Raw genomic sequence first — 23080 nt, 5'->3', positions numbered from 1 at the left:
GTCCCGCACTCATAAAACAAAGGGCTGTGAACCCGTGACCGCACTCCTTGCCAGTCCATTGTGGGTAAATGGTGACGAGAGGCTACCGCATTTCCGCCGGTGCATCTGCCCCGACAATCGCAAGCCCCGAACGCAAAACGTTGAGAACGCCCTGCACCAACCCGAGTCTGGCACCGGTCAATTCTGGTTCGTTAACCTTAACAAAGCGTAAGTCGGCGTTATCGGTACCCTTGTTCCAATGACCGTGCAACGCGCTCGCCAGGTCATAGAGATAAAACGCGATGCGGTGCGGTTCATGGCTGCGCGCCGCCGCCTCTACGATACGCGGATACTCCGCAAGCTTGCGGATCAGCGCGATCTCGCCGGCATCCGTCAGCCGGTCCAGCGCTGCCGCGTCGGGTGCGATCGGCCGGCCGAACTGCTCCTCCGCCTGCCGGAAAACCGAATGGCACCGGGCGCTGGCATATTGCACGTAGAAAACCGGATTGTCCTTCGACTGCTCGGTAACCTTGGCGAAGTCGAAATCAAGCGGCTCTGTGTTCTTGCGATAAAGCATCATGAAGCGGACGGGATCGCGGCCCACCTCGTCGACGACGTCGCGCAGGGTGACGAACTGCCCTGCCCGCTTCGACATCCGCACCGGCTGGCCGGCCCGGAACAGCTTGACCAACTGGCACAACAGCACGGTCAGCTGCGTCTCCCCGCCGGAGACTGCCCGCGCCAGCGCTTCCAGCCGTTTCACATAGCCGCCGTGATCGGCGCCGAGCACATAGATCATCTCGCCATAGCCGCGCCGGAACTTGTCGATGAAATAGGCGACGTCGGCGGCGAAGTAGGTATAGGCGCCATCCGACTTGATCAGCGGACGGTCGATATCGTCGCCAACCGCGGTCGACCGGAACAAGGTCTGCTCGCGGTCTTCCCAGTCTTCGGGCAACTGGCCCTTGGGCGGCGGCAGCGTGCCTTTGTAGACATGCCCCTTCATGGTCAGGTCGTTGATTGCCGTGCGGATGCGCTTTGCGCCATCGGCATGCAGGTCGCGCTCTGAAAAGAACACGTCATGGTGCACATTAAGTGCGTCGAGGTCCTCGCGGATCAGCGCCATCATGGCGTCGATCGAGCGATCGCGCACGATCGCCAGCGCCTCGTCCTCCGCCATCTCCGCAAGCGATCCGCCAAACGCCTCGGCCAGCGCCTTTCCGACCGGCACCAGATAGTCGCCCGGATAAAGCCCCTCCGGGATCGCGCCGACTTCCTCGCCCAGTGCCTCGCGGTAGCGCAGCATCACCGAACGCGCCAACACGTCGATCTGCACGCCCGCATCGTTGACGTAGTACTCCTTGGTCACCTCGTAGCCGGAAAAGGCCAGCAGGTTGGCGAGCGTGTCGCCGACAACCGCGCCGCGGCAATGACCGACATGCATCGGCCCCGTCGGATTGGCCGAGACATATTCCACGTTGATCTTGCAGCCCTCGCCAAGCGAGGAGCGGCCATAATCGGTGCCTTCGGCCAGCACTGCCGTCAGTTCGCGGCGCCAGAAGCCGTCGGATATCTTCAGGTTGACGAAGCCCGGCCCGGCGACCGTGGCGTTTTCGACATCCGGGTCGGCGGCGAGCGCCGTCGCCAGCTTGTCGGCGAGTTCGCGCGGTGGCACGCCGAGCTGCTTGGTCAGCACCAGCGCGGCATTGCTGGCGATGTCGCCATGCGAAGGGTCGCGCGGCGGCTCGATGCCAAGCTTCGTCAGGTCGAGGGTGGCGGCCTTGTCGGCGGCAAGCGTTTCTACGGCCGCAACGATCCGGCTCCGGAACTCGGTAAAGATGTTCATGGTTGTTGTCCTGGTGGATTCCGCGGGTCGCTAGCGTAATTCAGGCGTCCGGTCAAACAGCCTGCGATGTTCGGCAAGCGCGAATGTGTCGGTCATCCCGGCAAGGTAATCTGAAACCCGCCGCGCCACGGCGTCTTCGTCAAGCCGCTCCATCTGGCCGGCCCAGCGCCCGCCCATTTCCCCCGGCGCGGCGATGAACTTCGCGTACAGGTCACGCACCACGTCCTCGGCCTGCGCCCGCACGCGCATCACGTCCGGATGGCGGTACATGTTCTTGAACATGAACGCCTTCAGTTCCGCTTCCAGTTCGGCCATCTCGTCGGAGAACCGGGCAATCGTTTCCCCGGCCCGGTAGACGTCGCCCGCCGATTGCGGCGCCAGCCGGGCGATGTTCGCCTGGGTCTGGACGATCACATCCTCCACCATGCGCGTCATCAGCCGGCGCGTCGTCTCATGCCCCCGGCGGTTGTCGTCGAGACCGGGATAGAGCCCGTCGACCTCGGCGATGATGTCGCGCGCCAGCCGCACATCGGCCAGCATTTCGAATGTCAGCAGGCCGGCCCGCAAACCGTCGTCGATATCGTGGGTGTTGTAGGCGACATCGTCGGCAATCGCCGCCAGTTGCGCCTCCAGCCCGGCATGGCGGTCGATCTCCAGATCATGCAACTCGCAATAGTTCAGGATCGTCTGCGGCACGGGTCCGGCCAGATCCGCGCCGGTTTCTGCGTCGCGCAGCGGGCCATTGTGCTTGACCAGCCCTTCCAGCGTCTCCCAGGTCAGGTTCAGCCCGTCGAACTCGGCATAGCGCCGTTCCAGCTTGGTGACGACGCGCAGCGCCTGCGCATTGTGGTCGAAGCCGCCATGCGCCGCCATGCACTCGTTCAGCACATCTTCGCCGGTGTGGCCGAACGGCGTGTGCCCGAAATCATGCACCAGAGCGATTGCCTCGCTCAGGTCTTCGTCGACACGCAGCGCCCGTGCCAGGGCGCGTGCGATCTGCGCCACCTCGATCGTGTGCGTCAGCCGCGTCCGGTAATGATCGCTCTCATGGCTGAAGAACACCTGCGTCTTGTGTTTCAGCCGGCGAAACGCCGTCGAGTGGACGATGCGGTCGCGGTCGCGCTGATAGGGCGTGCGCGTGCGGCTCTCGCGCTCCTCCGCCAGCCGTCCGCGGCTATGCGCCGGATCGGTGGCAAACACCGCCCGGCCTTCCTGTCCGAAGCCTATCGTCTCAAAAGCCTTGTCGGGCACCCGATCCATATCCCTGCCCCAACTCCGATCTTCAACACCGCGCCGCCCGTATTGACGGCGGCTCCCGCGCTCCATACCTATGATGCAAGCCGATGAACACTGTTTGATAGAACGCATCGAGGACAATCCGCCATGACAGCCCATTCGACCGAACTGGCATCCGGATCGGTTTCAGTCACGGAAGCCTGCGCCGCGCGTGTCTTGAAAATCCTCGAAAGCGAAACCGCCAACAAGGCGCTGCGCGTTGCCGTTGAGGGCGGCGGCTGCTCCGGTTTTTCCTACAAGTTCGATCTGGTCGCCGATCGCGAGGACGACGACATCGTCATCGAGAAAGACGGCGCGACCGTGCTGATCGACCCGATGTCGATGGTCTATCTCGCCGGCTCGGAGATCGATTTCGTCGACGACCTGATCGGCCAGTCCTTCCAGATCCGCAATCCGAACGCAGTGGCAAGCTGCGGCTGCGGCACCAGCTTCTCGATCTGACAGCGCGTCAGGCCTCGCCATCCTGCTGCGGGATGATGAGGTTCAGCGCGATCGCCAGTATCGCGGCGGGCAGCAGGCCTGATGTCATCAGGATCTGCAGCGTCCGCGGCAGGTGCTGCAACGCGGCCGGCTCCAGTTGCAGGCCGAGGCCGACCGACAGCGAGATCGCGAAGATCACCATGTTGCGCCGGTTCCATTCGACATCCGACAACAGATTGACCCCGGATGCGGCGACCATGCCGAACATCACGATAACCCCGCCGCCCAGCACATTGATCGGCACCGTGGCGACGATGGCGCCGAACTTCGGGATCAGGCCGCACACGATCAGGAAGATCGCGCCGAACGTCACCACATGGCGGCTCATCAGCCCCGTCATCGACACCAGCCCGACATTCTGGCTGAACGAGGTATTCGGCAATCCGCCGAACACCCCGGCCACCGCGGTGCCGAGGCCGTCTGCATAGGTGGCGCCGGAAATCTCCCTGTCGGTCGCCTCGCGGCCCGCTCCGCCCTTGGCGATCGCCGACACGTCGCCGACCGTCTCGATCGCCGAGATGACGGCCATCAGGCACATGCCGACGATGATGGCGACGTTGAAATCAAGGCCCCACTGCAACGGTGTCGGCAATGCAAACATCGCTGCATTGCCGACATTGCCGAAATTGACCTGGCCCATCGCCAGCGCCACCGCGTAACCGGCGAGCAGGCCGATCAGGACGGCGGCGATGGATGCGAGGCCCCGCGTGAAGAATTTGAAGCCGAGCGTCACCGCGATCACCACCAGCGCGGGAAACCACATCGCGAAGGTTCCGCTTCCGGTTTGCCGATCAGCGGCACGCCCCCGGCGGCATACTGGATACCGACGCGCACCAGCGCCAGACCGATCATCAGGACGATCAGCCCCGTCACCAGTGGCGGCAGCGCAAAGCGGATCCGCCCGATGAACGTGCCGATCGCGAAGTGGAACATGCCGCCGATGATGATCCCTGTCATCAGCCCGGCAAGACCGGCTGTCCCTTGCCCGGCAACCGCCGGGATCATGATCGGCAGGAATGCGAAACTGGTTCCCTGCACGATCGGCAGGCGAGAGCCGACCGGCCCCATGCCGACGGTCTGGAACAATGTCGCGATGCCGGCGAACAGCATCGACATCTGGATCATGTAGATCATCACCGGAAAGTCGGGCGAGTTCGACCCGAAACCGAAGCCGGCCGCACCCGCGACGATGATCGCCGGCGTTACGTTCGACACGAACATGGCGAGTACGTGCTGAATGCCGAGCGGCACGGCTTGCGCGAGCGGTGGCGTGTAGTCGGGATCGCGCATCTGCGCGGGCGTGCCCACCATATTGTCGGCCATCGTTCGTCCTTTCGTGGTGATCCCCGGGGATGGTGATTGATCAATGCTATCCGATCGTGACAGTGTGGCAAGCAAGCCGCCATCGCGCCCTGTGTACACGACTGGAAAACCATGCGAATCGCCACCTGGAACATCAACGGCATCAAGGCCCGGCTCGAAACGGTCACCAGTTGGCTGGAGCAGTCCAAACCCGACATCGTCTGCATGCAGGAGATCAAGTCGGTCGACGAGAATTTCCCGCGCGAGGTGTTCGAGGCGCTCGGCTATCACGTCGAGACCCACGGCCAGAAAAGCTTCAATGGCGTCGCGATCCTGTCGCTGACGCCGTTCGACGAGGTCAATCGCGGTCTGCCCGGCGATCCGGAGGACGAACAGGCGCGATTCATCGAAGGTGTGTTTTCGACCGCATCCGGGGTCCTGCGCGTCGTCTCGCTCTACCTGCCCAATGGCAATCCCGTCGACAGTCCGAAGTTTCCCTACAAGCTCGGCTGGATGGACAGGCTGGAGCGCTGGACCCGCGAGCGCCTGGCGCTTGAAGAACCCCTTGTGCTGGCGGGCGACTACAATGTCATCCCCATGCCTGAGGATTGCCACGATCCGAAGGTCTGGGAAGGCGATGCGCTGTACCGGCCTGAAAGCCGCACGGCATTCCGCCGCCTCTGTAACCTCGGGCTGACCGAAGCCGTCCGCGCCAGCGACGATGCCGGCGGCGTCTATACCTTCTGGGACTATCAGGCCGGCGCGTGGCAGAAGAACAACGGCATCCGTATCGACCATCTCCTGCTGTCGCCCGAAGCCGCGCGCATGTTCAATGCCGCGAGCATCGACAAACATGTCCGCGCCTGGGAGAAGCCATCCGACCATGTGCCAGTATTGATAGATCTGGCGGCCTGAAAACCCGGCTTTTGCCTTGCGCGGCCGCATGCTATGCTTGCTGCGGAGGCAAAACATCATGCATTTCATTGCTCGAACACTGAAACTGCTTGCAATCGCCTCGCTTGCGGTTGCCCCCGTCTCGGCGCATGCGGGCGAAGACTGCACATGCCGCGGCAATGGCAAGGACGTGGCCGAGGGCCAGACCATCTGCCTGAAAACGGCGGCCGGCCCGAAACTGGCCCGCTGCGAGCGCGTGCTCAACAACACGTCGTGGAAAATTCTCGACACCGATTGCCCGCTGGCCCGGTCGACACCGGCTCTCGAACTCCTGCAGCAAAAAGGCTGACGCCAGCCATTTCTCCGCCGATGATGATTGCGGCCGGGTTGCGGCTCCATGCCTTGCGAACCGTCGGTGGACAGATCCTGCACCAACAACTATTTTTAAGGTGCAATTTCAATTAATTGCCACATCTTCTTGAACAAAAATATCCACCGCACCTCACCCTCCACCATGCTGGACCGCATGGATTACGGTTCGGATGAATGGTTTGACCTGGAGATCGCGCAATACCGTGCGACGCTGTCACGCATTGTCCGCACACTGTGCATCAAGACCGGTCTGGATGTCGGCGGCGCGGACATGCTGCCGGAGTGCATCTGGCGGGCGGTCCTGCGGGTTCTGTATCCCGCCGAAAGCGCGACACGGCGTCTGCTGGCAGTCGCCGCGCGCAACATCGCGGTCAAGCTTCACGTCCGGCGGGCCAGGCGCCGGCCGTTTGCCGGGATCGCGGCGGCAAGGGCCGATGCGCCCGCCGCTGCCGATGCCGAAACCGCTGCCGATCTCGACCTGACCACGGTGCGGGAAAACGCCACGCTGGATGTGCCGGCGTCGGTCGTGGCCTGCCTGATCGTGAAGGACAAAAGCCCAAGGCCGATGACCAACATCGTCTACCAGGGCAAACAAGTGCCGGTCGGCCGGATGCCCTGGGCGCCGAAGCCGCCGAAGCCGGCGGTGCCTGCTGCGCCGTCGCTCAATCCGGCCTTCGCGCTGTTCGATCCGCCGATCGACTATGCGGCGATCTTCGCCCCGCCGCGGCCGCGGCGCAAAGCCGTGCCGCGCATCACCTTTTTCGGCAGCGACGCGCCGCTGCCCGTCGATCCGCCCAAACCGTCGCCGCCGGTCGACGGGCTCGGCCGCACCCTGATCAATGCCGCCCATGTCTGCCGGCGCGTCCGCGCATTGAAAGCCGCGCTCGACGATCTGCCCGGCCACGCCGTTCGCTTCGCAAGAAGAAAGGCGCGGCTTGATTCCAGCCTGACCTCAAGCCAGAGCGAGGTCGGGTTCGCGTCAGCGAGCGAAGCGAAGCTTAAGGACGCGAACCAACCAGGAATTCCGCCCGAACCGATCACGAAAATCCAGATCCCCTTGCGTATCGGCCATCCGCCGGGCCGGCGGCGACGATCCGAAATCCCCATCGACGACATCCTGAAGGAATGCGACGCGCTCGCGCGCTATGCGCGGGCGCGTCGGGCCCCCGGCAGCGACGAGTGAAACGAGGCGCTTAAGGCCGGGGCAGAAAACCGCTCGCAAGGCGGGCGCGGCAACGCTGACGCGCGTCATGTGCCCCTTGCGCAACAGCGCGTCGGCGCAATCAGCGTCTTGGCCGAAGACTAAGTGCTGAAAATCGCAAGTGAGGGGGTTTGAGCGACCGTGCCGCCTCAGTTCTGCGGCAGCTGCGCCGCCAGTGCGATCGCCGTGCGGCGGTCCGCTTCCGAAGCGAGCGCGAAGGCCTCTTCCTGAAGAGCGCGGATCCAGTGAAGTTCCGTCCCTTCGGCCTTGTGCAGAGCGCTGGTCAAGATCGCCAGTCCACGCACCGAACGTCCGGAATCGAACAGGATCTTGCCGAGCATCGCCTCGGCGCCGACATGTCCCTTGTGGGCCGCCAGATTGAACCAGCGCGCCGCCTGGACCGGGTCGGCCTTGCCGCCCTCGCCTTGCAGATACATGCGGCCGAGTTCGAATTGCGCGCTCGCATCGCCGAACTGGCTGGCCGCCTGGAGATAGAGCTGGCGGGCGCGCAGCGGATCGGCGCCGATCGGCGAATTCGGGATGCCACGGCGGAAATAGCTCGCCAGCGACATCAGTGAATGGGCGACGAAGGTTTCGTCGCGCGTGCCCGGCGTCGCGCCGTCATTGACCAGTCCCTGATACAGGCGGAACGCTTCGTAATCGTTTTCTTTCACGCCGTCGCCCGACGCCAGCATGGTCGCCAGTTTCCAGCGCGCTCCGGCATGTCCCTGCTCGGCCGCCTCGCGGTAAGCCTGCAGCGCCTCGTCCTTGCGGCCGCTCTGATAGGCCGAATAGCCGAACCGGAAGCGGCTCCACGGGCTGTTGGGATCGGCTTCGGCCGACTGCGCGAGCGCCGGTGCCGGCGCGACGGCGACAACGCCCGTCACAAGCACCGCCGACGCCGCTGCAAGCGCCAATACCGCCCGAATCCTTATCTGTCTGACCGACCCTGTCATGACCAGCTTTCGTACCCGTTCGTGCCGCCGACTTAGATATCCGCGTAGCACTGTTTTTCCTTCGCGCCGCCCGGATGGGTCACAGCGCCATTGCGCGCATCGCCCACAGTCTGCGCGTACTTCCACAACACACCCGACGTGTAGTCGGTTTCCCGCGGCGCCCACTCGGCCTTGCGGGCTTCCATTTCGGCGTCGTCCACCGCAACGTCGATCGTACCCGCAACCGCGTCGATCGAGATGATATCGCCGTCACGCAGCAACCCGATCGGACCGCCGACAGCCGCTTCCGGTCCGACATGACCGATGCAGAAACCGCGCGTCGCGCCCGAGAAGCGCCCGTCGGTGATCAGCGCCACCTTGTCGCCCATGCCCTGCCCGTAAAGCGCCGCGGTTGTCGCCAGCATTTCACGCATGCCCGGGCCGCCTTTCGGACCCTCGTAGCGAATGACCAGGACTTCGCCTTCCTCGTAACTGCGGTTCGTGACCGCCTCGAAACACTCTTCCTCGGAATCGAAGCAGCGCGCCGGTCCCGAAAACTTCAGGTTGGACATGCCGGCGACCTTCACGATCGCGCCATCCGGGGCGAGATTGCCCTTCAGTCCGACCACGCCGCCGGTTGCGGTGATCGGTTTGTCGGCAGGACGGACCACGTCCTGCTCGTCGTTCCAGGCTACATGCTCCATGTTTTCGGCCAAAGTACGGCCGGTCACGGTCAGGCAGTCGCCGTGCAGATAACCGTGGTCGAGCAGCGTCTTCATGAGCAGCGGAATGCCGCCGGCCTCGAACATGTCCTTGGCGACATAGCGGCCGCCCGGCTTCAGGTCCGCGATGTACGGCGTCTTGTGGAAGATCTCGGCGACGTCGAACAGGTCGAATTCGATACCGCACTCATGCGCGATTGCCGGCAGGTGCAGGGCGGCGTTGGTCGAACCGCCGGAAGCGGCGACGACAGCGGCCGCATTTTCCAGCGCCTTGCGGGTGACGATATCGCGCGGCCGGATGTTGCGGGCGATCAGTTCCATGACCTTCTCGCCGGACGCGAAGCAGAACCGGTCTCGGATTTCATAGGGCGCTGGCGCGCCGCAGGAATATGGCAGCGCCAGGCCGATTGCCTCGGCGACGGTCGCCATGGTGTTGGCGGTAAACTGCGCGCCGCAGGAGCCGGCCGACGGACAGGCGACCTGTTCGATCTCTGCCAGGTCCTCGTCGGACATGTTGCCGACCGAATGCTGGCCGACGGCCTCGAAAACGTCCTGGACCGTGATCTGCCGGCCGCGGAAGGAACCCGGAAGGATCGAGCCGCCATAGATGAACACGGATGGTACGTTGAGGCGGACCATCGCCATCATCATGCCCGGCAGTGACTTGTCGCACCCGGCCAGGCCGACCAGCGCGTCGTAACAGTGGCCGCGCATCGTCAGTTCCACGGAATCGGTGATCACGTCGCGCGACACCAGCGAGGACTTCATTCCCTGATGGCCCATCGCGATACCGTCCGTGACGGTGATGGTGCAGAATTCGCGCGGCGTGCCGCTTGCGGCAGCGACGCCCTTCTTGACAACTTGCGCCTGGCGCATCAGCGAAATGTTGCAGGGTGCGGCTTCGTTCCAGCAGGAGGCGACACCGACCAGCGGCTGGTTGATCTCATCGGCCGACAAGCCCATTGCGTAGAGATACGACCGGTGCGGCGCGCGCGTAGGTCCGACCGTCGTGTGACGGCTGGGCAGATTGGCCTTTGAAATAACTTTGGTGTCCATAAATCCACGTCCCTGCTCCGCATTGCCGAACGCGCCGGCTTGCGGTTGTTGTTGCGTTGCGCCCGGTTTGTGGCGGCAAAGGGGCACAAACGCGCACGCTCTATCTACTCGAATTCTTTACGAAAAGGTGTTGCCAATTCGTCACAAAGACACCGATTACGCATCCAATCTCGAAAAAAACGCCGACGGCCTGTCGGGAGGGAAAAACCATCGTGCGGGCAACGAAAAACCCCGCCGCAAGCGGCGGGGTTTTTCGTCGTCTCTACGTTCTGTGTAGCTTACCAGTTCACCTTGAACGAACCGGCGACCGCATAGGACCAATCATTATCGACCGTGTAGGCAAAAGTGTTGCCCGGACCGCTGCCTGGCACTGCCTCGGCGGCGACGGAGCCGCTGGTCAGGTAGCTCACAGCGCCACCGAACCGGAATTCGCCGCGTTCGCCGGCTGCGACAGCAACACCGCCGGCCACGGTCCAGGTGTCGGTATGCGCGTCCTCCGTGGTCGAAACGCCCTGATCCCACGTTAGGCTCAACGAACCGGAAACTGTATCGTTGAACTGACGACCGACACCACCGGAGATCGTCCAACCGTCCTTCCAGAAATACTCAAGCAACCGTGGTCCTGCCACCGGACCAGCCGTAATCGTGTAGTTCAGGGTCTGCAGAACCGACCAGTCAGTCCATTTGACCGATCCGAAAACCAGTGTTCCCGGCGCCACACCGCTCTGCAGTTTCAGTTCCAGAGATTGCGGCAAAGTACCGGAACCGAAAGTTGGCGCCGCACCGGCGATCGTGGCGAAAGAGCCCTGGGTGGAATTCGGCGTGTGATCAACTGCGGAGCGATAGAGCAATTGACCGCGCAGCGCGATCTCGGGAATTTCGTAAGCGACTCCCACCCGATAACCGAGCCGGTATTCGTCATCAAACGACAAGGTTGCCCGCGTATTCGCCAAGGCGCCGAGGCTCGCGGAACTGGCGAACTCGACCACCTGAGCATAGTCGAAGTCCTGCATGAACACGCCGCCGATCAGCCAGACCTGGCCCGGCCCGGCATCAAAATTCGCGCCACAAGTCAGGCCGAACTCATTGGTGGTGAAGCCCTCACTCACCGTGCCGGTGCCGTCGGCCTTACCGGCCAGGATTGCCTGCGATCCATAGGTAGCCGACGCACCAAACGAGTGGGTATGAGTACCCGCACACGCAACGCTCTCCACGACCTGCAGCTTGAAGGCCACCGATGGTACAGTGTAGCTGTCCGTGTAATTTCCGTCCGTACCGTTTACCGTTCCGCCCAGCAGCGGCGATGTGATCGTGTCGTAGCCGCGCTGCGGCATCACATGCGCCGCGCCGATGCGCATGGCGAATTTGCCGCTTTCGAAAAGGATATCCGTGTCTGCGGTTCCGCGGCTGAAGCCGCCCGCCTGCGCCGCGCCTGCCAGCGCGACCGCGCCTGCGATACCAGTAACGAGAACGCTAGTTCCAGTTTTCTTGCCCATGCCCCTCAGATTAGCCATTGATCCTACCCGGCCCTCCAAATGTTTGCTCCCCAATATTCTTGCTGGAGACACCGGCCATGTTTCAAGCACATTCTGCCCAAATTTACGCCATGTTTGCCCCGCGGACAGACGCAATCCACCGCGCGCCCGCGAATTCGAGCAGTTTACGTTGACGTCAAAGATGTTTGAGAATCACGAACAGCCCGAAATCCGCCGATTCCGAGCTGTTTTTGAATGCCGGAGTATAATTCTCGGTCGCTTTTCTCAATTGTTGTAAAACTGTCACACACACGGAAAAGGCGCCCGAAGGAGGCCACCAAATGGCGGCATTGTCGACGCCTAGGCGCTTGACAACTCATCCAGGCGCGCCAGCGCTGCCGAAAGCGAATCGCTTTCCTGCCGAGCAGCCTCAAGTTTCTCGCGCTCGCCGGCAACAATCTCCGGTTTCGCATTGGCAAGAAATTTCTCGTTGGCAAGCTTGCCTTCCAGCTTGGCGAGGTCCTTCTCGACCTTGCCAACCGCCTTTTGCAGCCGCGCCCGTTCCGCTTCGATGTCGATCAGTCCGCCCAGCGGCAGACACGCCGTCGCCTCTCCGATGACGATCTGCGCCGATCCGGCCGGAACCACGCTTTCGACGATGATGTCCTCGACACGGGCGAGACGCTTGATAGCCGGATCGTGCCGCAGCAGCCGGTCGCGCGTGCGGTCGTCCGCGCCGACCACGACTAGCGGTGCGGTCGCGGCCGCCGGCACGTTCATCTCTGCCCGAACCGAGCGAATGCCGGACACCAGTTCGATCAGCCAGTTCAGTTCGGACGCCGCATCATCGTCCTCGAACTCCGGCTGCGGCCATTCCGCATGGCACAGCAGTGTCTCGCGTTCTTTATCGGTCAACCGCCAAAGCTCCTCCGTCATGAACGGCATGAACGGATGCAACATGGCGTAAATGCCGTCCAGAACATGAGCCGCGCAGGCTTGTGTCTCGGCCTTGGCCGACTGGTCCTCGCCGCTGAAGATCGGCTTGAGCAGTTCGAGATACCAGTCGCAAAACGTGTTCCAGACGAACCGGTAGGCCGCGCTCGCGGCATCGTTGAACCGGTACTGCTCGATTCCGGTTGACACTTCCTGTGCCGTGCGCGCGAACTCCGTCAGGATCCACCGGTTGACCTGCAGCCCGGCGTCTTCGGGGCGAAACGCCGGATCGCGCGCGACCCCGTTCATCTGCGCGAAGCGGGTGGCGTTCCACAGCTTGGTGCCGAAGTTGCGATAGCCGGCGATGCGCGAGGAATCGAGCTTCACGTCCCTGCCCTGCGCGGCCATGATCGCCAGCGTGAAGCGCAGCGCGTCGGCACCATACTCCTCGATCAGTTCGAGTGGGTCGATGACATTGCCCTTCGACTTCGACATCTTCTGCCCGAACTTGTCGCGCACCAGGGCGTGCACATACACCGTCGAGAACGGCTCGATCGGCGTGCCGTCCGCGTCCTTCATGAAGTGCAGGCCCATCATCATCATCCGGGCGACCCAGAAGAAAATGATGTCGAAGCCGGTGACCAGTACATTGGTCGGATACCAGACCTTCAGCGCCTCTGTCTGTTCCGGCCATCCAAGCGTCGAGAATGGCCACAGAGCCGACGAAAACCACGTGTCGAGCACGTCTTCGTCCCGCACCAGCTCGACACCCTCGCCGTAATGGGCGCGCGCGGCGTCCGCCGCCTCGGCTTCCGTTTTCTCGACGAACACCGTTCCGTCCGGACCGTACCAGGCCGGGATCTGGTGACCCCACCAAAGCTGGCGAGAAACGCACCACGGCTCGATGTTTTCCATCCAGTTGAAATAGGTGTTCTCCCAGGTCTTCGGAACGAAGGCGGTACGCCCCTCGCGCACCGAGGCGATCGCCGGCGCAGCCAGCGTCGCCGCGTCGGCGAACCACTGATCGGTCAGCATCGGCTCGATGACCACATGCGACCGGTCGCCGAAGGGCTGCATGATCTTCTTTGCCTCGACGAGCGGAACCGATTCCCCTTCATCGTTGGCAACCGTTACTGCAAGGCCTTCCGCGCTGATCGCCTCGACGATCCGCTTGCGCGCCTCGAAACGGTCAAGACCGCGATACTCGTCGGGCACGAGATTGATCGCATCGACTTCGGCTTCGCCAGGCAGTTCGCCGGTCCTGGCGATCTGCATCGCCTGGGCGGCGCAGGTGGCATAGTCGGCACCGTCGGCGCGCATCGCCGCACGCGTGTCCATCAACCGGTAAAGTGGAATTCCGTTCCGCTTGGCGACCTGATAGTCGTTGAAATCGTGCGCGCCTGTGATCTTGACTGCGCCGGAGCCGAATGCCGGGTCCGGATAGTCATCGGTGATGATTGGAATGAGCCGCCGGTGCTCCTTCGGTCCGACAGGAATTTCGCACAATTTCCCGACGATTGGTGCATAGCGTTCATCTGACGGGTGAACGGCCACCGCGCCGTCGCCGAGCATTGTTTCCGGCCGCGTCGTCGCAATCGAGATGTAGTCGCGCTCTTCCTCGGCGATGACATTGCCGTCCTCGTCCTTTTCGACGTACCGATAGGTTTCGCCGCCGGCCAACGGGTACTTGAAATGCCACATATGGCCGTCGACTTCCTTGTTCTCGACCTCGAGGTCGGAAATCGCGGTTTCGAATTGCGGATCCCAGTTGACCAGCCGCTTGCCGCGGTAGATCAGCCCTTCCTTGTGGAGCCGGACGAACACTTCGAGCACGGCGGCCGACAGGCCGTCATCCATGGTGAAGCGTTCGCGCGACCAGTCGCAGGACGCGCCGAGGCGCTTGAGCTGTTGGAAAATCTGGCCGCCGGATTCACCCTTCCACTGCCAGACCCGCTCGACGAACTTCTCGCGCCCCATATCGCGGCGCGACATGTTCTGGCCTTCTTCGGCGAGCTTGCGTTCGACCACCATCTGCGTGGCGATGCCCGCATGGTCCATACCCGGCTGCCACAGCACATTGTTGCCGAGCATGCGCTGATGGCGGATCAGGATGTCCTGCAGCGTGTTGTTGAGCGCATGACCCATATGCAGCGAGCCAGTGACATTCGGCGGCGGGATGACGATGCAGTACGGCTCGGCGCCTTCGCGCGCGCCGGCTCCCGCCGCGAAAGCGTTGGCTTCGTCCCATCGTTTGGCAATTGCCGGTTCGACGCTGGCGGCGTCAAAGGTCTTGTCGAGCATCTGGAGGTTCCGCAGGCGGTATCGATAATGACGCGCCCGTGTAGAACCGTGCGCAAGCGCCTGTCAACAAAACAGCGGCGCCTTAAGCCGTTCGCCGGTCGCCTCGTGCGATGCGCTCGATTTCGGTGCGCACCAGCCGTTCGACGATGGCAGGCAGATTGTTGTCGAGCCATTCCTGCAGCATGTCGCGCAGAAGATCCTCCGCCATCCCGTCGAGTTTCTCGCGCGTGCCGGCAAGATGACCCGAAAGGTCGTCGAACGATCTGGAGACCGCGCGCGAGACCGTCTCCGAGGTCAGGGCGAGCGAAACATCCTTCTTTGCCGGTTCAGACACCGACACCCGAGGCGCGGGGAAACCGGGCTCCGCCCGGTCGAGCGAACCGCGAATTGTGCTGCCGACCTTCTTGAACGCGCCATCGTCTTCCGGAGAGAAACGCGCATTGTACTTCGCCTGGCGATTGGGTTTCGGTGCCTCGCTCTCCGGCATCTCCCGGTTAGCGCGCGCAGGTGTTTCCTGAATGTCAGGCGTCCGGCTTTCTGCTGCTGCCGCCTTCGCAACCGGCAGGAACCCCGCATCCGGCGCTTTCACGGGCTTTTCATCGTCCCGGCCGGCCCTTTCGCGCTCCTGCTGCATGTAACGGGCGACGGTTTCGACGATATCGCTTTCGGGCTTGGGTTCGGCTTCGATGCGCCGCGTCTGCGGCTGCTGCGTCGGCATGGCGCGCGGCGCGCCGGCGGCCGTTGTCTTCTGGTCGTTGTCTGCCGGCGGCGGCACCGTGTCGATTTGCTCCGGCGATGCCTCGTTTCCGCGCAGGCGCGACACAGCCTGGGCACTATTCGCGTCAGCCGGTTCCGACACCGTTTCCTCGGCATCGATTATCCGGCGGATCGACGCCAGGAGCTCGTCCATGGACGGTTTGTCGCTCAGTGCATTACTCTGTGCCATCGGACCCCTACTTGCAAACAATGCCGAACTGTCTGGCGATTCGTGGTGTCAGGCTAACTGATAATGCGGTTCGTGAGAATCCCGGCCGGCACGCGAAGATAGAAGACTCACAAGTACTTTCCGGCTTCCTTGGCGGTCAGCGACCGCCCGGGGTGCGCAATCCGTACCACATGTCGGCAACCGCATCGAAGTGTTCCTTCGGATCGTGGATATGGACATTCAGTCCGAGGCGCTTCGCGGTCAGCCGGCCGATTGCCGATTGCATCGCATAGGAGGAAACGACCGTGTTGCGTTCGGCTTGTGCCAGGGCAATTTGCGCATTGAGCACATCCGCCTGCGCGTTCAGCACGTCGAGCGTGGTGCGCTGGCCGACATCGCGTTCCTGGATTACACCGTCCAGCGCCAGCCGCGCGGCCCGCAGCGATTCACGGTTGGCGGCGACCGCCGCTTGGGACGACTGGAGCTGCGTCCATGCCGAGGTGACCGCGGCGCGCACGCTGTCATAGGTGACATCGCGGTCGATCCGCGCCTGCCCCAACTGTTCCTTGCGTTGCCTGACCGTCGCGCTGGCGCTGCCGCCCTGGTAGATCGGCACCGTCAACGTCGCGCCGATCGACGCGGAATTCGTATGCGTCGTCGCAGCGCTGCTCTCCGAATAGGTGTGCGATGCACTCGCCGACAGGCCCAATGACGGAAGAAACGCGCCTTCCGCCGCTTTCACGTTGAACAGACCGGCATCGATCAGGTGCTTCCGCACGAGGATCGCGGGGTGTTCGCTGAAAGCGATCGCCTCTGCGGACTGGATCGAAGAGGGGACGCCCTTTCGCAGCGAAGACGCCGACTGCAGCCGGCCCGGTTCCGATCCGGTCAACTGGCGGTACACGGCTTCCGAAGAGGCCGTCGCGGCCCTTGCGGCAACCAGCTGAGCCTGCGCGCCCGCTCGGCTTGCCCGCGCCTGCTCGACATCGGTGCGGGTGCCCTCGCCGACTTCGAACCGGGCCTGGGCCGCCCGCAACTGCTCGTTCAGAAACGCCAGGTTCTGCTGGCGGAACACGGCGATCTGGCGGTTCTGGACCACATCCATGAAGGCTTGCGCCGTATCGAACAGGACATTTTGTTCGGTGTTTCTGAGGTTTTCGCGCTCGGCCAGCACGCCGGCCTTCGCCGCACGCACATTGTTGCGGGTCTGGAAGCCGTCAAACAGTGACTGCGAGATATCGACGCCGAAGGTCAGGCTCGTTACGCCAAGACCGCCCATCACCGACGAGCTGGACGAATTGGAGATACCGGACGTTCCGGTGACCCGGGGGCGCTGCCCGGACTTGGCAAGCGGCACGTTCTCGTCCTGCACGCGCACCCCGGCACGTGCCGAATTGAGCTGGGAGTTGTACTCGTAGGCCTTTGATAGCGCCCCGAAAATGCTCTCCGCCGACGCGGGCTGCGACGAAAACGCAGCCAGGAAGACCATCGAAGTCGCAGTGAAGACTCTAAACATGGGTACCTTCCCGCTACACGCTCACGCCAATCACAGAGTTAATGGTTAACTCCGATCCGATTCAACCCGTTGCGCGCGCTCGCTATCATTTAGCAATGCTGTGTTGCCGTGCGGCAACCATCTGTTTTCGCTAGAATGCGAATTCCGCTTCCCGCTGAAAACCGGGAAGCGGCTTCACGCCAAGATTGAACGCCCTTCGCGACGACACGTTGTCGCCGTTGCGCGTGAACACCGTCGCATACGCCGAAGACCCTCTGCCGACCACCGCGACAAGGCGTCCGCCGTCCTTGACCTGCGCCAGCAATCCCTCCGGCACATCATCCACCGCGCCGCCGAGGAAAACGACGTCGTACGGCCCTTCCGAGGCGCAGCCTGACGCCAGATCACCGGAAATCACGGCGACATTGTCGAAGCCGTTTTCGCTCAGGATTTCGGTGGCTTCCGTCGACAATCCTTCATCGCATTCGACAGCGATCACGGCATTGCCGAGCTTCGACAACACGGCCGAGGAATAACCGGTGCCGCAGCCGATATCGAGCACCAGATCGGAGGCATGGACGCCGGCCAGTTGCACGAGCCGTGCGAACGGCGACGGCTCCATCAGGTAACGCGGAGCGTCTCCGTCCGTCGGCAGTTCGATGTCATCGTCGATATAGGCAAAGGCCTTGCGCGCTTCCGGCGCGAACGCTTCACGCGGCACGTCCAAAAGGGCCTCGATCAGTCGCAGATCCGTAACGTCGGTGGTGCGAACCTGGCTATCGACCATAGCCTGGCGCAGTTGCGCGAATTTTTGCCCCATGGTGTACCGCCTGCTTCTCTGCCGAATTGGGCCCCGACCCGCAGCCGGCTGCCATCGCGCGCGGCCACCAACCGACCGTTCGCTCCCGTTACCGACTTCTATGGTCAACCCATCCGACGATCAAGTGCCCAATATGTCATGCAAGGCTGTAAATGGCGGTGTTCCCGATCACCGCTTCCATTTGCACGCAGGCAACCATCGGCGCCGCGCTTGGCGCATGGCACTGTGGTTCATCCAGTCACGGGAAATCGTTTTGCGGCTGCGATGGATCTGCGCTCAAATGCGCTGCCGGCTACCTGACAGAGCCGGTGGAGGCCTCGCCCGGAATCGAACCGGGGTGCAAGGATTTGCAGTCCTCTGCGTAACCACTCCGCCACGAGGCCGTACCGTCTGCAGTACGGAGCGACCTGTTAGCAGAGCGTTTCGTGACCGGCAAGCATCGTTGACGCCGTGAACTGAGATTTTCGACCGGTCGCACGCCTTTGCCCGGCGACCTTCCTTGCGAAGGGCATTCCCCGAATCCGCCTTCGCCATCCGGGCTCATTCCATGCCTATGAACAGGGACCGACATGCGATTTGCAGACCGGCTAGCTTGCGCTCCAGAATGGGGCGAACAGAGACTTACGTTACGTATCCCCTGATTACTTCCCCATCAACGCATCGACAAACTGCAGTTTTCAGAATTTTCGCAGTTTTCCGATAAGTCATTTGTTAAGCACACGCGCCAAAATTCGACGAGTAAATCACGGTTTCATTCTCGTTTATCTACGGGGGCCAATGTGCGCATCATCGACATACCTGTAAATATCCGCCTTGCCGCAGCAGTATTCATACCGCTCGCCGTCCTCGCATTCGTCGTCACAACATCAATTCGCGCCAACCATGCCGATTATCGAAAGCTGGCTTCGCTTTCCGTGATGAGCAACGAGATCGCCAAGATCGGTCAGTTGATCGACACGTTCCAGATCGAGCGCGGCACCACAGCCGGCTTTATCGGCAGCAATGGCGCCAGAATGGTCGATGAAGTGGCCGCAGCGCGCCGCAACGTCGATGCGATGATCCCCAAGTTTCGCGAAATCGAAGACGAGATCATGTCGCATGGCGATCCGCGTCTCGTCGAATACATCGAGGAGATCGAGGCGCATCTGGAGGGGCTGGCCGAACTGCGACAACGCATTTCCGCGCTGACGCTCCCCGGCAGCGAGAGCTTTGCCTGGTACAGCGAAACCGTCAGCATCCTGCTTGGCCTGAAAGACAGGATCGCGCTCGATACCGGCGATGCCGACCTGACGGCCCGCCTGCTTGCTCTCGGCGATCTCATGCTGGCCAAGGAACTGGCCGGCCAGGAGCGCGGCATTGGCGCCGGCGCCATCGGCGCGGGCGAGTTTAACGAAACGCAATTTTCGATCTTCTTCCGCAGCGGCGGCGCCCAGACCGGCTTGCTCGAACGGTTCGTCGAACTGCAGCCGGAAGACCAGCGCGAGGCCGTCATCCAGCGCCTCGCTGCGGCTGGCGAAAACGAAATCGCCACTATGCGCGGCCAAATGCGCCGTGACGGACTGTCGACGGATCTTTCGACGCTCGATGCGGCCAACTGGTTCGAAATCGCCAGCCGGCGGATCGCCGAAATGAAAACCATTGAGCAGGAACTGATCGCCAAGGTCGGCGAAGACGCCACGAAGCGCGCCAACGCCCAGCTGGCAACGTTCAGGTCATCGCTCATCGCAAGCCTCATCGCATTCGTTTTCACGCTCGCGGTTGCCTTCTCCCTGGCCTACACCGTCACGCGTCCGCTGCGTATGCTCGCTACCAGCATGCGCCGGCTCACGGAAGGCAACACCGAGACCGAGCTCATCCACGCCGAAGGCAAGGACGAGATCGGCATGATGGGAACGGCAGTGCGGACCTTCATTGCCAGGACGCGGGAAAACCACGAACAGCAGCGCGAGAACGATGCCCGCTCGGCACGGGAAAAGGAACAGGAGCGTGCCGAATCCGACCGCGAACGCAACAGGCGTTCCGAGGAAATCGAAATGGCCGTCGACTCGCTCGGTGCCGGGCTGAAGAAGCTCGCCCAGGGCGACCTCGACTGCCGGATCGATCAGCGCTTCGCGGATCGCCTGGATGCCCTGCGCGTCGATTTCAACGCCTCTCTCGATGCCCTTGGCGAGGCGCTCTCCGCGGTTCGGCAATCGAGCGACGAGATCAGAAGCGGCGTTTCCTCACTGCGCGAGTCCTCCGACAATCTGTCCTCGCGCACCGAGCGTCAGGCGGCCGCGCTGGAAGAAACCGTCGCCGCGCTGGAAGAAGTGTCAGCCACCGTCAAGAGCACGTCCGAACGCGCCGACACCGCCGGCTCCCTGGTCGAGGAAACGTCGAAACACGCCGCGCGGTCGACCGAGGTCGTCGGCGAAACCATCCAGGCGATAGAGCGCATCGCGTCGACTTCCGACGAGATCAAGGCGATCATTTCGCTCATCGACGACATCGCTTTTCAGACCAACCTCCTGGCGCTCAATGCCGGCGTCGAGGCGGCGCGCGCCGGAGAAGCCGGTCAGGGCTTTGCTGTCGTCGCCCAGGAGGTGCGCGAACTCGCCCAACGCTCGGCCAACGCGGCCAAGGACATCTCCACACTGATCGGAAACTCGGTCCAGGAGGTGCAGAACGGCGTGACCCTCGTCAACGAGACCGGCGGCTCGCTGCGCGACATCGCCCAGCATGTCGACACGGTTCGCGACGAGGTTCTGGCGATTGTTACTGCCGCGCGCGAGCAGTCGATCGCCATCCAGGAAATCAACAGCCGCATCGCCGAAGTCGATCGCGACAACCAGTTCAATGCGAGCATGGTGCAGGAATCGAACGATGCCACGAAGGGTCTGGAAAGCGAGGCGATGGGATTGGCCGAGCAGGTCAGACGCTTCAAGGTCGAACGGAAGTCTGCGGTTCGCGATGCGGCGCGAGCAGCATAACAAGCAGCACCAAGGGAAAACACTGGGCCGCCGCTGGCGGCCCTTTTTTATCTGCCGCGCTTCCTGCGCCGCCCGGCCCAGCGCAACAACAGTTTGCGCCGCCATCGCCGAACCGACCTGAAGTCGTGCGCCAGCACCAGGATGCCAAGCGGAAGCATCCAGAAGCCGACCACCGGCAGGAAGCCCAGCGTGCCGCCCAGCACCAGGGCGATCCCCAGCGCGACGCGCCCGGATTTTCTGCCGGGAATGCGGATCTGCCGCCCGAGAACCCGGATTGTGCGTATCGTTGCGGCATGCTCCGCCCGGCTGTCGGCATCCACCGTGTCACGCTCGATCGGCATCGATCCGCCTCCATAGAGGCGCTTTGCATTCCCCGCGCAGCATCAGATAAAAAAGTTCCATTTCCGCCTTGGCAAATCGGAGCGACCTTTGATATAGGCTCGCTTCAGCCTGAGCGCTATTCCCCGGTAGCTCAGCGGTAGAGCAACCGGCTGTTAACCGGTTGGTCGCTGGTTCGAATCCGGCCCGGGGAGCCAGTTTTCAAAGGGGTTGGCCTTGCGCCAGCCCCTTTTGCTTTGCCGCCCTGCCCAATATCCGCTGCACGGACAAGTCCGTGGCCTCACAGTACCCGTCGGCGATTGACCTTGGCGCCTGCTGCGATAATTCGGTTCTTCGTTACGATCCCCGGAGTTTGATCGCATGAAATCCGCATTTCGCGGCCTCGCCGCACTCTGTCTCGCAGTTCCCCTTGCGGCCAATGCCGGTGACAGCGCCCCGCATCCGCTTGTCGATACGGTGTGGACCGGCAACGGCCAGCAGACCGGCCTTGCGGCGTTGTTCGAGCACGCGATGGGAGCGGAATACGTCCTCATCGGCGAAACCCACCCGAATCCGGGTCATCACCAACTGCAGGCGGAACTGATCAGCCACCTCTCCGCGAACAGGACGCCAGCGGTGGTGCTGGAGATGGTGCCGCGCGCCTTCCAACGCGTACTCGACACCTTCAACACCAGCGACGCTCCCGACACCGCCGGTCTTGGCAAGGAACTGCACTGGGAGATGCTCGGTTGGCCCGACTGGGTGATCTACGAGCCCATAGCCGCCGTTGCAGCGGCGGCCAAACTGCCGCTCATCGCCGGCGGCATGGACCGGCGAAACCCGCATGCGGACGACACGGACAAAGCCGCTCCCGTCGATGAGCCGCAAGCGGTCAGCTACTCCGCCGAGCAGGATGACGCGCTGATCGCCGAACTGAAGCTGTCGCACTGCAATCTGCTGCCCGAAGAGGCGATTGCGCCGATGCTGGGCATACAAAAAACCCGGGATCTGACAATGGCCGTGGCGATGCAGGACAATGCCGACAAAGGCGGTGCGGTTCTCGTCGCCGGCAATGGCCATGTCCGCACCGATTGGGGCGTGCCCTATGTGCTGGGCAAGCTGACCGGCGAGGCCGAAACCCTGGCAGTCGGGCAGATCGAGGTTGTCACGGGTTTGGAGCGCTTCGAGGACTATCTGGAGGACGGCGGCACGTCCCTTCCCTTCGACTATGTCCTGTTTACCGAGCGCGTCGAAATCAAAGACCCCTGCGCCGAACTCGCCGAACATCTCGGCAAGCAGTGACACAGGGGCCCAATGAGGATCGCTTGTCGCCTTATTCGCAGGCGAAGTTTTCCTTGAGGGAGGCGAACAGGGCGTCCGCCGCCGGCATTTTTGTTCGTTTCGTGTAGGACTTGTGCACCCAGCGCATATAGGCCCAGCGCACTTCGTCGGCGGTGTTGACCTCCGGCGGGCAAAGACCCGTGTCCGGTCCGGTCGCTCCCACCTCTTTCAGCGCATCCACAAAGCCGAGGATATACTGTTCGCACTCGGTTTCCGCGTATTCGCCCCAACGCGCGTCATTGTCCGACTCCTGGCAGGGAGAAAGCAAGTCCGAGGCTAGATAGCCGGTTCCCGAGAAGGAGTCCGCCGGGGCGGCAGCAACGCTGGCCAGCAAGGCTAGCGTGGCGGTCGTTGCAAGGATTGAACGCATTTGATCTGCTCCTGATAGCGGATTTGGTGACCGGGCGGCGCGGACGCCGC

At 62.8% G+C, this 23080-nt stretch carries 17 protein-coding genes, 2 tRNA genes and 1 pseudogene; 7 read left to right on the top strand and 13 right to left on the bottom strand.

The features are described from left to right. Positions 1-82: 82 nt before the first annotated feature. Both argS and ACO06R_RS10495 read right to left on the bottom strand, forming a co-directional pair. Entirely contained in the window at positions 83-1825 is a 1743-nt protein-coding gene (gene argS, locus ACO06R_RS10500; protein ID WP_421849108.1) for an arginine--tRNA ligase, read from the bottom strand. Between the two features lie 30 nt (positions 1826-1855). Then, positions 1856-3085, bottom strand: a complete 1230-nt coding sequence (locus ACO06R_RS10495) for a deoxyguanosinetriphosphate triphosphohydrolase (RefSeq protein ID WP_421849105.1) — start codon at positions 3083-3085, stop codon at positions 1856-1858. A 123-nt stretch (positions 3086-3208) separates the two neighbouring features. On the opposite strand from ACO06R_RS10495, the gene erpA reads away from it, so the two are divergent. Further along, positions 3209-3562, top strand: coding sequence for an iron-sulfur cluster insertion protein ErpA (erpA, locus tag ACO06R_RS10490; protein WP_421849102.1), 354 nt, complete (start codon positions 3209-3211; stop codon positions 3560-3562). A 7-nt stretch (positions 3563-3569) separates the two neighbouring features. Here the strand turns inward: erpA and ACO06R_RS10485 are convergent. Then, positions 3570-4924: pseudogene (locus tag ACO06R_RS10485) on the bottom strand (uracil-xanthine permease family protein). A gap of 111 nt (positions 4925-5035) precedes the next feature. Here ACO06R_RS10485 and xth point away from each other — a divergent pair. From xth to ACO06R_RS10470, 3 genes are all read left to right on the top strand, one after another. Continuing rightward, positions 5036-5818: an exodeoxyribonuclease III gene (gene xth, locus ACO06R_RS10480; protein WP_421849098.1), complete on the top strand. Its 783-nt coding sequence runs from the start codon at positions 5036-5038 to the stop codon at positions 5816-5818. Between the two features lie 58 nt (positions 5819-5876). Continuing rightward, complete coding sequence (locus tag ACO06R_RS10475) at positions 5877-6146, top strand: hypothetical protein (protein ID WP_421849096.1); 270 nt, start codon at positions 5877-5879, stop codon at positions 6144-6146. Positions 6147-6275: 129 nt separating this feature from the next. After that, positions 6276-7352 carry a hypothetical protein gene (locus ACO06R_RS10470; RefSeq protein ID WP_421849093.1) on the top strand — a complete coding sequence of 359 codons (1077 nt, stop codon included), beginning with the start codon at positions 6276-6278 and terminating at the stop codon, positions 7350-7352. Between the two features lie 167 nt (positions 7353-7519). On the opposite strand, the gene ACO06R_RS10465 is transcribed toward ACO06R_RS10470, so the two are convergent. The 8 genes from ACO06R_RS10465 to ACO06R_RS10430 all read right to left on the bottom strand — a co-directional run bounded on the left by ACO06R_RS10465 (position 7520) and on the right by ACO06R_RS10430 (position 18415). Next, entirely contained in the window at positions 7520-8326 is an 807-nt protein-coding gene (locus ACO06R_RS10465) for a tetratricopeptide repeat protein (RefSeq protein ID WP_421849090.1), read from the bottom strand. 32 nt (positions 8327-8358) lie between these two features. Continuing rightward, positions 8359-10083 (bottom strand): dihydroxy-acid dehydratase, encoded by a 1725-nt coding sequence (gene ilvD, locus ACO06R_RS10460; protein ID WP_421849087.1) that lies wholly within the window; start codon positions 10081-10083, stop codon positions 8359-8361. Between the two features lie 278 nt (positions 10084-10361). Beyond that, positions 10362-11597 carry an outer membrane protein transport protein gene (locus tag ACO06R_RS10455; protein WP_421849084.1) on the bottom strand — a complete coding sequence of 412 codons (1236 nt, stop codon included), beginning with the start codon at positions 11595-11597 and terminating at the stop codon, positions 10362-10364. Positions 11598-11918: 321 nt separating this feature from the next. Beyond that, complete coding sequence (locus ACO06R_RS10450; RefSeq protein WP_421849081.1) at positions 11919-14792, bottom strand: valine--tRNA ligase; 2874 nt, start codon at positions 14790-14792, stop codon at positions 11919-11921. A gap of 82 nt (positions 14793-14874) precedes the next feature. Next, a complete protein-coding gene (locus ACO06R_RS10445; RefSeq protein WP_421849078.1) occupies positions 14875-15738 on the bottom strand; it encodes a DUF2497 domain-containing protein in 864 nt (287 codons plus the stop codon). 136 nt (positions 15739-15874) lie between these two features. Next, positions 15875-17233 (bottom strand): TolC family outer membrane protein, encoded by a 1359-nt coding sequence (locus tag ACO06R_RS10440; RefSeq protein WP_421849075.1) that lies wholly within the window; start codon positions 17231-17233, stop codon positions 15875-15877. Between the two features lie 130 nt (positions 17234-17363). Next, positions 17364-18032, bottom strand: a complete 669-nt coding sequence (locus ACO06R_RS10435) for a protein-L-isoaspartate O-methyltransferase family protein (RefSeq protein WP_421849071.1) — start codon at positions 18030-18032, stop codon at positions 17364-17366. 309 nt (positions 18033-18341) lie between these two features. Beyond that, positions 18342-18415: transfer RNA gene (locus ACO06R_RS10430), tRNA-Cys, on the bottom strand. 396 nt (positions 18416-18811) lie between these two features. Here ACO06R_RS10430 and ACO06R_RS10425 point away from each other — a divergent pair. Continuing rightward, on the top strand, positions 18812-21001 hold the full coding sequence (locus tag ACO06R_RS10425) for a methyl-accepting chemotaxis protein (protein WP_421849067.1): 2190 nt from the start codon (positions 18812-18814) through the stop codon (positions 20999-21001). A gap of 47 nt (positions 21002-21048) precedes the next feature. Here ACO06R_RS10425 and ACO06R_RS10420 read toward each other — a convergent pair whose 3' ends face one another. Continuing rightward, positions 21049-21342 (bottom strand): hypothetical protein, encoded by a 294-nt coding sequence (locus ACO06R_RS10420; protein WP_421849064.1) that lies wholly within the window; start codon positions 21340-21342, stop codon positions 21049-21051. Positions 21343-21462: 120 nt separating this feature from the next. On the opposite strand from ACO06R_RS10420, the gene ACO06R_RS10415 reads away from it, so the two are divergent. After that, a tRNA-Asn gene (locus ACO06R_RS10415) sits at positions 21463-21537 on the top strand. A gap of 163 nt (positions 21538-21700) precedes the next feature. Beyond that, entirely contained in the window at positions 21701-22621 is a 921-nt protein-coding gene (locus tag ACO06R_RS10410) for a ChaN family lipoprotein (protein WP_421849061.1), read from the top strand. A 31-nt stretch (positions 22622-22652) separates the two neighbouring features. Here ACO06R_RS10410 and ACO06R_RS10405 read toward each other — a convergent pair whose 3' ends face one another. After that, positions 22653-23030, bottom strand: a complete 378-nt coding sequence (locus ACO06R_RS10405; protein ID WP_421849058.1) for a Rap1a/Tai family immunity protein — start codon at positions 23028-23030, stop codon at positions 22653-22655. Between the last annotated feature and the right edge of the window lie 50 nt (positions 23031-23080).

It is taken from the genome of Oricola sp. (assembly GCF_965230365.1).
Taxonomy (GTDB): domain Bacteria; phylum Pseudomonadota; class Alphaproteobacteria; order Rhizobiales; family Rhizobiaceae; genus Oricola.
Note: the sequence above shows the minus strand (reverse complement) of the source record. Positions and strands in the feature narration are given on the sequence as shown.